Source organism: Streptomyces sp. NPDC005303, from assembly GCF_040607335.1.
Taxonomy (GTDB): domain Bacteria; phylum Actinomycetota; class Actinomycetes; order Streptomycetales; family Streptomycetaceae; genus Streptomyces.
The window spans coordinates 103,495-116,149 of the sequence record NZ_JBEXGM010000025.1; the positions used below are offsets into that span (position 1 = coordinate 103,495).

Annotated in this window: 8 protein-coding genes; 5 read left to right on the forward strand and 3 right to left on the reverse strand. The window is 68.7% G+C overall.

The annotated features are described in order from the left end of the window. The first annotated feature begins 28 nt into the window (after nt 1-28). The 3 genes from ABZT93_RS29290 to ABZT93_RS29300 all read left to right on the forward strand — a co-directional run bounded on the left by ABZT93_RS29290 (nt 29) and on the right by ABZT93_RS29300 (nt 7,731). A complete protein-coding gene (locus tag ABZT93_RS29290; protein ID WP_356110364.1) occupies nt 29-1,294 on the forward strand; it encodes an extracellular solute-binding protein in 1,266 nt (421 codons plus the stop codon). A gap of 93 nt (nt 1,295-1,387) precedes the next feature. Continuing rightward, nucleotides 1,388-4,546, forward strand: a complete 3,159-nt coding sequence (locus tag ABZT93_RS29295; RefSeq protein ID WP_356110367.1) for a family 78 glycoside hydrolase catalytic domain — start codon at nt 1,388-1,390, stop codon at nt 4,544-4,546. Between the two features lie 116 nt (nt 4,547-4,662). Next, on the forward strand, nt 4,663-7,731 hold the full coding sequence (locus ABZT93_RS29300) for a family 78 glycoside hydrolase catalytic domain (RefSeq protein ID WP_356110392.1): 3,069 nt from the start codon (nt 4,663-4,665) through the stop codon (nt 7,729-7,731). Nucleotides 7,732-7,789: 58 nt separating this feature from the next. Here ABZT93_RS29300 and ABZT93_RS29305 read toward each other — a convergent pair whose 3' ends face one another. Together ABZT93_RS29305 and ABZT93_RS29310 are read right to left on the reverse strand one after the other, a co-directional pair. Further along, entirely contained in the window at nt 7,790-8,443 is a 654-nt protein-coding gene (locus ABZT93_RS29305) for an AraC family transcriptional regulator (protein ID WP_356110370.1), read from the reverse strand. A 5-nt stretch (nt 8,444-8,448) separates the two neighbouring features. Then, nucleotides 8,449-8,592 (reverse strand): hypothetical protein, encoded by a 144-nt coding sequence (locus ABZT93_RS29310; RefSeq protein WP_356110373.1) that lies wholly within the window; start codon nt 8,590-8,592, stop codon nt 8,449-8,451. On the opposite strand from ABZT93_RS29310, the gene ABZT93_RS29315 reads away from it, so the two are divergent. Continuing rightward, a complete protein-coding gene (locus tag ABZT93_RS29315; RefSeq protein WP_356110395.1) occupies nt 8,557-9,162 on the forward strand; it encodes an MBL fold metallo-hydrolase in 606 nt (201 codons plus the stop codon). The genes ABZT93_RS29310 and ABZT93_RS29315 overlap by 36 nt on opposite strands. Nucleotides 9,163-9,210: 48 nt before the next feature. On the opposite strand, the gene ABZT93_RS29320 is transcribed toward ABZT93_RS29315, so the two are convergent. Further along, nucleotides 9,211-9,912: a FadR/GntR family transcriptional regulator gene (locus tag ABZT93_RS29320; RefSeq protein ID WP_356110376.1), complete on the reverse strand. Its 702-nt coding sequence runs from the start codon at nt 9,910-9,912 to the stop codon at nt 9,211-9,213. Nucleotides 9,913-10,288: 376 nt separating this feature from the next. Here ABZT93_RS29320 and ABZT93_RS29325 point away from each other — a divergent pair, with 376 nt between their 5' ends. Further along, the gene (locus ABZT93_RS29325) at nt 10,289-12,520 is read left to right on the forward strand and encodes an alpha-L-fucosidase (protein ID WP_356110379.1); all 2,232 of its coding nucleotides are present in this window, start codon (nt 10,289-10,291) and stop codon (nt 12,518-12,520) included. Nucleotides 12,521-12,655: the final 135 nt, after the last annotated feature.

Genomic DNA, 12,655 nt, shown 5'->3' on the forward strand with positions numbered 1-12,655 from the left:
GCCCGGCCTTCTCCTCGAAGGAGTCATCATGAACACGCGCATACCCATGGCGCTGGCCGCGGCGGTCACGGCTGCCGCCCTTCTGACCGCTTGCAGCGGTGGCACCAAGGCCGGCTCCGGCGGCGGGGGTTCGAAGACCCTGACGCTCGCCTCGGTCGACCAGGGCTCGGTCGAGGACGTCGTCAAGGCGTTCGAGAAGGCCAACCCGGGCGTCAAGGTCCGCTACACCACCAGCGGCGCCGACCAGTACCAGCAGCAGATCCGCACCCAACTCTCCTCCGGCACCGCACCCGACGTGATGTCGGTCTGGCCGGGCAACGGAAACCCCGCCGCCACCTATGTCCTGGCCAAGCCGAGCTATCTGCGTGACCTGTCCGACCAGCCCTGGGCAGCCAAGATGCCCCCCGCCATCAAGAGCGTCGCCCAGTACGACGGGAAGACGTACAACGCGATCTTCGGGCAGAACGGCATCGGCGCGGTCTACAACCAGCAGGCCATGGACAAGGCGGGGCTCACCCCTCCGGACACCTGGACGAAGCTGCTGGACTTCTGCCGGGCCGCCAAGGCCAAGGGGACCCCCGCCTTCGCACTGGGCAACCAGGACAACTGGGTGACCCAGCTCGCGCTGTACTCGCTGGTCGCCACCAGCGTCTACGGCCCGGATCGCGGCTTCGACAAGAAGATGCAGGCCGGACAGGCCACCTTCGCCAAGTCGCCGTGGGCGACCGCCCTGGACAAGTACCTGACGATGGAGAAGACCGGCTGCTTCCAGAAGAACCCCCTGGGCACCAACTACGAGGCCAGCCAGCAACTCGCCGCCAACGGCAAGACCCTCGGCATCATCCAGGGCAACTGGGTCATCGCCCTCCTCAAGCAGAAGAACCCGCAGGGCACCTTCACCCTCAAGGCCCTGCCCGCCACCGACCAGCCCTCCCAGACCCTCATCCCGGCCGCCGCCGGCGCCGGTTACGGCGTCAACGCCAAGGCGAAGAACCCCGAACTGGCCCTGAAGTTCGTGAACTTCGTGATGTCGCCAAAGGGCATGACCCTGTTCGTCAAGAAGCAGGGCGGCCTGCCCTCCCTCCCGGACACGGGCTTCGCGGTCGACCCGTCGCTCACCGAGCTGTCGCAGTTCATCCAGTCGAACCGCACCGTGCCGTTCATGGACCAGCTCTGGCCCAACCCCAAGGTCCAGCAGACCATGCTCAGCGGCCTCCAGGAGATCTTCAGCGGACAGTCCACACCCGACAAGCTCCTCGCCGAGATGGACGCCGACTACAAGGCCGGGAGCTGACATCGCAGCCGTCGGCCGCTGGTCCGGCACGGCATCCCGGTACCGAAATCGCATGAACGGAGGTTTGGCATGCCCGATGTTCCGAGCGGAGCGTTGAGCCGTAGACAGGTGGTGGGCGCCATGGCCGTCCCCGCGGCCGGGCTGGCGGTGTCAGGCGTACCCGGGCTGCCCGCGCAGGCCGCCCACAGCGAACAGGAGGGCGACAGCCAGGGAGCGAGGGTGACCGGTCTCGCGGTCGACGGTCGCGAGGACAACCCGCTAGGCGTCGACGATCCCGCCCCGCGGCTGAGCTGGCGGGTGAGGGGGGCCGGCGCGGGATGGATCCAGGCCGCCTACCGGATCCGTGCGGCGCGCACGGACGCGGACCTCGGTGCAGGCCGTCTGCTGTGGGACAGCGGCCAGGTCCGTTCCCCGGCGCAGACCGACATCGCATGGCACGGTCCCGCCCTGGCCTCGCGCGACCGCGTGGTCTGGCAGGTGCGGGCGTGGAGCACCGACGGTGAGGCGACGCCGTGGAGCAGGCCCGCCTCTTGGGAGACGGGACTCCTCAAGCGCTCCGACTGGGGCGAGGCCCGCTGGATCGAACACCCGGGCCGTGCCGTCGACCAGCCCCTGCCCGTGTTCGCCCGCGCCCTTCGGGTGGACGCGGGCCGGGGGAGGGTGGTCGGGGCGAGGCTGTACCTGTCCGGCGTCGGACTGCAGGTGGCCTGGCTCAACGACAGGCCCATCACCGACGAGGTGCTCGCGCCGGGCAATTCCAACTACCAGCTCTCCGCCGAATACCGGGTGTACGACGTCACTCGCCTCGTCCATCCCGGTGACAACACCCTCGGCGTCGAACTGGGTCACGGCACGGCGCTCGTGACCCGCTCGGTCACGAATCCCGCGGCCGGCCGCACCGCCCCGTACAGCTGGTGGCAGAGTCAGTTCAAGGGCAGCGGCACCCTGGTCGCTCCGGCCACCCGGGGCGCCACCACCGTCAAGGTGAGCAGTGTGGCGGGCTACCACGTCGGCGGCACCGTCAACATCGACACCGGCGACGGCGGCGAGCGCCTGGAGTCCCGCACCATCACCGCGATCGGCACCGCGGGCGCCGAGGGCACCGGCATCACGTTCGAGCCCGCCCTCACCTCCGACCACGACAGCTCTGCCGCCGTCACGGGCTCCGGCAACTCCCTGGCGGACACCGACCCGAGCGCGGGCGCCGCAGTCACCCCACGGCTGATCGCCCGCCTGGAACTCACGAAGGCCGACGGCACGGTGGAGACCGTCGTCAGCGACCGCTCGTGGCGGACGGCCCTCGGCCCGACCGTCACGGCCAACTGGTACTCCGGCTCCGACTACGACTCCCGGCGCGAACAGCCGGCCTGGACGGCCCCCGGCGCGGACCTCGGCGAGTCGGCGAGGCGCCGCGACGGTACGGCCATGGGCTGGACCGACGCCGGGATCGCCCCGCCGCCCAACCTGACCACCGACCTGGTCTGGCGGACGGCCGAGCCACTCAAGATCGTCGACCGTCTCCGCCCGGTCGGCGTCACACAGCCACAACCCGGCATGTGGGTCTTCGACTTCGGGCAGAACTTCGCAGGATGGCCGCTGCTCGACCTCGACGGCCCGCTCCCGGCCGGCACCACGGTCACGCTCTACCCCGCCGAGTCGCTGAACGCCGACGGCACCGTCAACCAGGCGTCGATCATGGGCGGCGGCCCCGCCCGCGGTACCCACGTGTTCGCCACCTACACGACGCACGGCGACAGGCGAGGCGAGCGCTGGCACCCGCAGTTCCACTACTTCGGCATGCAGTGGCTGCAGGTGACCGGCCTGCCCGAGGGCTGGACACCGACCCGGGACACGGTGACCGGCCTGCAGATCCACGCCGACGTCCCGTCCGCCGGCTCCGTGCGGACCTCCGACGACCGGATCAACCGCGTTCACCGCATGGCCCGTTACTCGATCATGAGCAACACCATGTCCACCTTCACGGACTGCCCCGGCCGCGAAAAGCTCGCCTACCCCGCCGACTACGTCCAGCCCTTCGGATCCCTGCACCGCACATTCGGTTATGCCGCCTACCTGCGCACCATGCAGCGTCACCTGGTGGAGGGGCAGTCCAGGGCCGGCGACGGCATCGGCAACGTGGCGCTCAAGGCCCCGGTGTACGACTGGGGTTACACCGGCCGGTTCGGCGACGAGATCAACTGGGGCAACGGCATCATCCTGGTGCCCTGGCTGCTGTACGAGACGTACGGCGACACCTCGACGATGAGCCGCTACTACACACAGATGCAGGCCTTTCTCCACTACATCAGGGCCCGGAAGGCCGGCACCGGGGCGGACGCCCACATCGTGAACGCGGCCCTGGCCGACTGGATCGCCGGCGAGAACACCTCGGGCCGCATCACCGGCACCTGGGGCTACCACCAGGTCGCCGACCGCATGGCCCGGATGGCGGCGCTGATCGGGCGGGATGCCGACGCGTCCGAGTACCGCAATCTCGCGGCCAACATCAAGGACGCCTTCAACGACGCCTTCTACAACGTGGGCCTGGGCCGCTACACCGCCGAGGGCAACGAGGGGGCCGCCGGGGCGACACAGGCCGCTCAGGCGCTCGCGCTGGACGAGGGTCTGGTACCGGAGGGCGAACGCGCGAAGGTCCTCGACGCGCTGGTCGAACTGGTCCACGCGTACCGGCCGTTCGGGGGAGGGCCGCATCTCAGCGGCGGCACCATCGGTCTCGCCCCGATCGTCAGGGCCCTGCACGAAGGAGGCCGCGACGACGTCCTGTGGGACGTCCTCCAGGAGGACACCCGCCCGAGCTACGGCTACTTCATGGCACCCACCACCGCCAATCCCCACGGCCTGACGACCGTTCCCGAACAGTGGGACATGGGCAACTCCAAGAACCACATGATCCTTCTGCAGATCGAGGAGTGGTTCCACAGCGGCCTGGTGGGCATCCGCCAGGCCCGCGGCACGGCCGGCTACCGCGAGCTGGTGATCGACCCCCGGCCCGTCGGCGCACTCACCCATGCCGAAGGCGACTACCGCACACCGTACGGCGAGGTGTCCGTGCGGTGGATCCGTAAGAACGGCGGATTCCGGCTCGACGTGGAACTCCCGCCGAACACCACGGCGCGGGTCCTGATGCCCGCGGGTGACCGCGCCCCCCACCTCGTCGGCTCGGGGAAACACACGTTCACCAGCCGCGATCCCTTGCATGAATCCCGCAGCACCGAAAGGACGAAGGCGTGACCCATGAAGAGCGCAGTGCGGACGGCGCCGACCACGACGTCAGCGAGGGGACGCCTTCGCACGGACACGGCCCGGTGGTGCCTCGTCGGGCCGTGCTCGCCGCGACGGCCGGCGCCATGTCGGCAGGGGCCGGCGTCATGGGAGGTGGAACGAGCGCGGCGGCAGAGGCGGCCGGGGGTTCGGAGGGCGCCGCGGTGTGGGGACTGACCGTCGAACACCGTGCCGATCCCCTGGGCGTGGACGCGAGCAGGCCACGCTTCGGCTGGCGCATGCGGTCGGCGAGCCGCGGCCGGAGCCAGGGGTCGTACCAGATCCTCGTGGCGAGCTCTCCCGACAAACTGTCCACCGCCCGCGCGGACCTCTGGAACAGCGGGCGCGTGCAGTCTTCCGATTCGGTGGCCGTCCATTACGCCGGCGAGCCGCTCAGCGCCTCGACGCGATATCACTGGACCGTCACCGTGTGGGACACGGAGGGTCGGCCGGTCGGCGTCTCGTTCCCCGCCACGTTCGAGACGGGCCTCCTGAGCACCGACGGCGTGACCGGCTGGGACGGCGCGCAGTGGATCGGAATGAAGGGGAAAGCCCCTAATTCGGCCGGCGCCCCCATGCTGCGAACGCAGGAAACCGTCCGGGCAGACAGCCGCCACCAGGTGCGCGGGGCACGGTTGTACGTATCCGCCGTAGGCGTCTACGACGCCTACGTCAACGGAGAGCGGGTGACCGTTCCGCAGGACGGCGGCACCACGACCGAGCTGCTGCCTCCGGGCTGGACGAACTACGACGTACGCGTCAACTACATGACCTACGACGTCACGGACCTCGTGACACGGGAACGGGCGGTCACCCTCGCCTTCGTGCTGGGCAACGGCTGGTACAACGGCCGTGCCTCCGAGGGCAGTACGTACTACTCGAAGGACGGCAACGCCCTGGCGGTCAAGGCCAAGCTGCTGATCCGGTATGCCGACGGGACGTCGCAGACGGTCGTCACCGAGCCGGACGGGAGCTGGAAGGCCACGGACACCGGTCCCTACCGGGCCGACGACATCTACGACGGGCAGACCTACGACGCCCGCATGGAGCTGCCGGGCTGGACCTCGCCCGGATTCGACGACCGGGCCTGGTCGGACACGGAACGAGTCCCCTTCGAGGACAGGTACCCGCACGTGCGCCTGCTCGCCTACCCCGGTGAGACCGCGCGCTTCATGCATCGCTGGGACCGCCGGCCGCGGTCCATCACCGTCGCCACCGGGGTGACCGGACAGGACAGCAGCCCGAACGGCAAGGGCCGTATCGTCGTGGACCACGGCCGGTCGGTCGTCGACCCGGGCAAGGCCGCCACCGCCCAGGTCACCATCGGCGCCGGTGACACCGCCGTCTTCGACCTCGGCCAGAACATGGTCGGCGTGGCCCGCTACAGCCTGCGCGGACCGGCCGGAGCGCGGGTCGAGTTCAAGTTCGGCGAGATGCTCAACGACGACAGCCCCGGCGCCGACGGCCCCGAGGGCTCGCTTTACCGAGCCAACCTGCGCAGCGCCAAGGCCACCAGCACGTACATCCTCAAAGGCGATCACGAAGGGGAGACCCACCAGGACTCCCTCACCTTCTACGGCTTCCGGTACGTGTCCGTCACGGCGACCGACACCGTCACGATCACCTCCCTGACCGGAAAGGTCGCCACGTCCGCGATCCACGACATCGGTACCGTCACCACCAACGACCCCGCCATCAACCAGCTGATCAGCAACGTCCGTTGGGGCCAGCGCGGCAACTACCTGTGGGTGCCCACCGACTGCCCGCAGCGCGACGAACGTCTGGGCTGGACCGGCGACACGCAGGTCTTCGCCACCACCGGCCTGTACAACGGGGACGCGACCGCCTTTCTCAGCCACTTCCAGGACACCGTCGTCGACTCCCAGACCGTCTACGGCATGGACAAGGCGCAGTTCACCGGGGTCGCTCCCGGCGGGCGCTACAACTTCCCCGGCGGCGGCAGCGGTTGGGCCGACTGCGGCGTCATCCTGCCCTGGACCCTGTGGCAGATGACCGCAGACCCGACCGTCATCGACCGCAACTGGCCCGCGATGACCCGCTATCTCGACTGGATCAGGACGCAGACCGGCGACACCCACGCCGGGCAGGGCTCCCTCACCGGGGACTGGCTCGCGCCGCAGAAGACCAGCGCCCAGCTCATGAGCGACGTCTACTACGGCTATGTCGCCCGCCTGATGGCACAGATGGCCCGCGCCATCGGCCGCCCGGCGGAGGCCACCACGTACGAACAGCTCTTCGGCGACATCAAGAGGGCGTTCATCGAGAAGTACCTCAGCACCGAGGGCGGCACGGTCACGGTGCGGTCCAGCCTCGGCGACGCCTCTCCCATCGAACCGGGAGCGGACCCCGATGAGAAGACGGAGGACAACAGCCAGACGGCCCTGCTGTGGGTGCTGAAACTCGGCTTCTACGACACCGGCGCCCAACGCCGTGCCCTGGTCGGGCACTTGGCGGACAACATCGGCAACGACGCGGCCTACAAAGCGGCACACCCGAACAGCAGCCGGGTCAGGTACGCCGAGAACACGCTGTCCGTCGGCTTCCTCGGCGTCAACGTCCTTGCTCCCGTCCTCACCGACGAGGGCCGCGCCGACCTGGCGTACAGGCTGTTGCACCAGGACGCGCTGCCGTCCTGGCTGTTCTCGGTGAACAACGGCGCCACCACGGTCTGGGAGCGCTGGAACTCGTACTCCGAGGACGTGGGCTTCGGCCCGGTCAGCATGAACTCCTTCAACCACTACGCGTACGGCGCGATCATGGAATGGATGTACACCCACATGGCCGGCATCGCGCGCGACCCGGACAGCCCCGGCTTCAAGCGCTTCGTCCTGCAACCGCACCTCGACCCCACTGGCAGGATCACCCACGTGTCGGGCTCGCACCGGTCGCCGTACGGCGAGATCAAGAGTGCCTGGACGGTGGGCGACGGAGGCAGGACCCTGGAGTACGAGGCCGTCGTGCCCGCCAACAGCGAGGCGACCCTGCGTCTTCCGGCGGCGTCGGGCGATGCCGTCCGCGAGGGCAGAACTCCGCTCGCCCGTGTGCAGGGTGTGCGCTTCCTCGGTCACTCGGACGGCGTGGCGTCCTACGGATTGCCGTCCGGCCGGTATCGGCTGAGCGCCACGCTGCGCTGATCGGTACGCGGAACCTGCGGCAGTTCGTGAACGACCAGGACACCTCGACAAGACCTTGTCACGAGCTCTGCACGGGCGGCAACGCACGTTGGGAGGCACGGAAGGCCAGGGGGGTGCGGTCGGTGCGGCGTTGGAAGAACTTGCCGAAGTGGGTGGCGCCGGCGAAGCCGAGGTGGGCTGCGATGGCCGCGGCGGGTTCGGTGCTGTGGGCGAGGAGGCGCTTGGCTTCCAGGGTGAGGCGCTGGTCGAGGTAGTCCTTGGCGCTGAGGCCGGCCGCGGCCTGGGTGGCGCGGGTGAGGGTGCGGGTGGAGTAGCCGAGTTCGCGGGCGTGGTCGTCGATGCGGTGGGTGCGGGAGAAGCCTCGCTCGACAGCGTCACGAAAGCGCAGGAAGGGCTCGGGGGCGGACTCCGCGGCCTGGCCGTGCTGGTGCAGGTGGGCGAGGCGCAGCAGTACGACGTCGAGCAGGCGGCGCAGAAGGGCGGTGTGCACCGGCAGCGGATGGCGGTCCGCCTGGGAGAACTCCGCGGCCAGTTGCTCGCCGGCAGCTGCGAGTACGAGGGCCTCCGAAGGGCCGGGGCGGTACAAGGGCATCGGGGCAGTGCTGGTGCCGAGACCGGTCAGTTCCGCGGTCCCGGGGCCGACGAAGTCCTCCTGGAAGAAGACCAGGACGGCCTCGGCCTGGTCAGGCTTCTGCCGTACTTGTCGCCTCACCTCCCTCACAGCACGTCAACACCCAGCTGATCGAGACGCCGTCGCGGATCATCGCCGTCGACGCGCAGTTCGTCCTGGCCTACGCCGACGAGGTCGTCGCCTACGCCCAGAGCCTGGGCAAGCCTCTCGACAGGCTCGTCGTCAGCCATGCGCATCCGGACTACTACCAGGGCACGGCCCGCTTCGGGGTCCCCGTGCACGCGCTGCCGGAGACCATCGCGGAGATCGTCGCCGTGGGTCCCAAGACCGACCTGCCCACCGGCACTGCGATCCCGCTCGCCGACATGACTCCCACCGTGGAGATCACCCCGGGCACCGAGGTCATCGACGGTATCCCGTTCGTGTTCGAGAAGGTCACCGGCGGCGAGATCCACACCACCCTCGTGATCAAGCTGCCCGAGCAGGACGTACTAGTCGCCCAGGACATCGTCTACAACCGAACCCACCTGTGGTTCCTGGACAAGGACTTCGAAGGCTGGCAGGAAAACATCGACCGCTTCGCCGCCGAGACCGAGTACGACACCATCCTGCCCGGCCACGGCGAGCCGACCACCCCGGCCATCTGGGCCGAGCTCACCGACTACGTCAACGCCGGCCGGGAGCTGCTCGGCGACGACGGCGACGCCTACAAGAAGGCCATCACCGCGGGCTACCCCGCCTATCAGGGAGCAGCCCTCATCGACGTCGCCAACGCCTACATGTTCGGCCCCGAGAGCTGAAGTGTCTCCCGGGCCGTCTGGCCAGGGTCTGAAGCGTCCGACCGTTCGCTACGCCGGATCGGCGTTCGATCGCAGGTGTTCCCGCAGCCAGTGCTCGGTGTTGCTGACGTGCAGCAGAGCCGCGGCCTGACTCACTGCGGAGTCGCGGGTGAGGAGGGCGTTGTAGATCGCCTCGTGTTCGGCGAGGGTCCGGCCGGAGGACTGGTCGTCCAGCTTGCCCCGCCAGATCCGGGCGCGCAGGGTGCGGCCCGAGATGCCCTCGAGCAGGGCGAGCAGGCTCTCGTTGCCGGTGGCTGCCACGACGGAGCGGTGGAAGGCGGCGTCGTGGACGTTGAGCCGCTCGACGTCGTCGCTCGCATCCCGCATCGCGTCCAAGTGGCCCTTGACCTCCGCCAGTTGGTCGTCGGTGATCCTCGTGGCGGCGAGTCCGGTGGCGAGTGGTTCGAGCAGCCGACGGACCTCCATCAGATCCAGCAGGGCACCCGTGTCGCTCTGGAGGAGCTCCACCGCCCCGCCCAGTCCGTCCAGCAGCAGGCTGGGCTGGAGGCTTGTCACATACGTGCCGTCGCCTCGGCGTACCTCGAGTATCCGGGCCACGGCCAGCGCCTTGACCGCCTCCCGAGCGAGATTGCGGGAGAGGCCGAGCTGTGCGGCGAGTTCCGGCTCCGGGGGCAGCTTCGCGCCCGGCGGCAGCGCGCCGGAGCGGATGAGCTCACGGATCTGCCCGATGGCCCTGTCTGTCAGGGACAACGTGAGCTCCTTCCGTGAGGGTGCCGTGCCGTCCAGTGCGCGGATGGCCGGGACGGCACGTCAAGTGTGGCGCCGATGATACCGGGAGGCGTGCTGGGCCCCTCGCCGGCGTGGGGCTCCACCGGGGCGGGGTCGCGGCCGTCGGTGGCGTCGCTCCAGAACCTCAAGACATTCTATGTTTGCCGGTGAACAAAAGCTTTCAAAAGCACCATTACGGCGCAAAACCGCAGGTGAGGAGCTTCTTTCATCCCTGCACACCCGTTGACATGGCTAGGACGCATGGCGGACCTTCTTCCGTAACAACCGACGCGATGGGTGGTGGCCGTCGCGCCGGTCCCACCTTTCCGTCTGTCTCCGTCCGTCACAGGGATGCCCCATGCCCAGTTCGATCAACAGACGTCAGTTCCTGGCCGGTGCCACCTGCGTGGCCGCGGCAGCCGTCGCGGGGGGAGTGCTCGGCGCCGGCAGTGCGCAAGCCGCTCCCGGCACCTACACACCCACGTGGAGTTCGGTGAACCAACACCCGCCCGCCCCTGAGTGGTTCCGGGACGCCAAGTTCGGCATCTACTTCCACTGGGGTGTCTTCAGCGTCCCCGCCTACGACAACGAGTGGTACCCGCGCAACATGTACATCGGCGGGAGCAACGCCAACACACATCACATCGCGACCTACGGCGACCCCTCGGTGTGGCCGTACCACAACTTCATCAACGGAGCGAACGACAAGGCGGGCAACTTCAGCCAGTTCGCGCCCAAACTCAAGTCCTCCGGTGGGAAGTTCGATCCCGACGAGTGGGCCCAGCTCTTCGTCGACGCCGGAGCGAAGTTCGCCGGACCCGTCGCGGAGCACCACGACGGGTACTCCATGTGGGACTCCCAGGCCAACGAGTGGAACTCGGTCGCCAAGGGCCCCAAGCTCGATCTGCTGAAGCTGTTCACCACGGCGATCCGCGCCAAGAACCTCAAGCTGCTCGTGGCGATGCACCACGCCTTCCACTTCAACGGCTTCTACGACCACGTGCCCGCCCAGAGCGACCCCAGCCTGAAGAAGCTCTACGGACAACTGGGTTCCACCACGGAGAACCAGCTCTGGTACGACAAGCTCAAGGAGGTCGTCGACCGCGCCCAACCGGACATCCTCTGGCAGGACTTCAAGCTCGACGCCGTCGACGAGACGCAGCGCCTGAACTTCCTGTCGTACTACTACAACCAGGCCAACTCCTGGGGCAAGGAGGTCGTCGCCACCTACAAGGACGGCTTCAACGGCCACGGCGAGGTCTTCGACTACGAGCGCGGCGGACCCGCGGACCTGACCGCCCCGTACTGGCTGACCGACGACAGCATCTCCAGCTCCAGTTGGTGCTACACCCAGGGGATCGGCTACTACAGCATCCAGCAGATGCTGCACTCCCTGATCGACCGGGTCAGCAAGAACGGCAACATGCTGCTGAACATCGCGCCGATGGCCGACGGCACCATTCCCCAGGCCCAGAAGGACATCCTGCTGGGCCTCGGCGACTACCTGAAGCGCTTCGGGGAGTCGGTGTACGGGACCCGGGCCTGGACCCAGTACGGCGAGGGCCCCACCCGGATGGGAGGCGGCTCGTTCACCGCCCCGCTCGTCGGTACCGCCCAGGACATCCGCTTCACCCGCAGCAAGGACAACACCGTTCTGTACGCCACCGTCCTCGGCTGGCCCGGCAGTTCACTGAAGATCAAGACCCTGAGCTCGGACCGCATCAGCCTCTCCTCGCTCGCCTCGGTGAAGCTGCTCGGCTCGACGGCCGGCACCTACATCAACCTGACCGCACCGAGCCAGGACTTCTCCGGGCTGACCGTGACGCTGCCCTCCTCGGCGCCGTACAGCGCGGGCGCCTACGTCCTCAAGCTCACCTTCTCCGGCCAGATCCCCCCGCTGCGTCCTGCGGTCGGTGCCGTGGTCTACGGGGACGTGAACTACTCCGCGAAGTACGCGGTGCTCGGCCCGGGCACCTACACGGCGGACCAACTGGCGCTGGCCGGGGTGGACGCGCAGAGCATCTCCTCCCTGAGGCTGGCGGCCGGGAACCGGATCGTGGCCTACAGCGGCGACAACTTCACCGGCACCTCCTGGACCTTCACCGCCGACAACCCCGACCTCAGGGTCACCGGCCAGAACGACCAGATCACCTCCCTGAAGGTGCAGTTCAATCCGTCCACCTACTTCCGCATCACCAACGTCACCGACGGACTGGCCCTGGACAGCGGCGGGGACGTGGCGTCGGGGTCCAATCTGAAGCAGTACACGTGGGACGGCAGCCCCAACCTCCAGTGGCAGCTCGTGGAGGTCGGCGGCGGCTACTACAAGCTGGTCAACCGGACCAACGGCATGGTCGCCGACGGCTGGGGCGCCACGTCCGACGGCTCCCCGGCCCGGCAGGCGGCGTGGAACGGCAACAACAACCAGCAGTGGACGGTCACCCACCGCGGCGAGGGCATGTGCACCATCGCCAACCGGGCCACCGGCCTCGTCCTGGACGGCGGCGGAAACGTGGCCTCCGGTTCCGTCACCAAGCAGTGGACCGACGGCAGCAGCACCAACTTGCTGTGGACCTTCACCGCCCAGTGACACCGGCATGTAGGCGGTGAACCGAGTTGTCGCCCGGACGGAGAACCAGTCGGGCGGGAGTACCGGTTCCAGGACGGGCCGCCCTTCGGCGAGGCATCTGGCCTGGGGGGCGTCCGGCGCGAACTCCACCGGCTC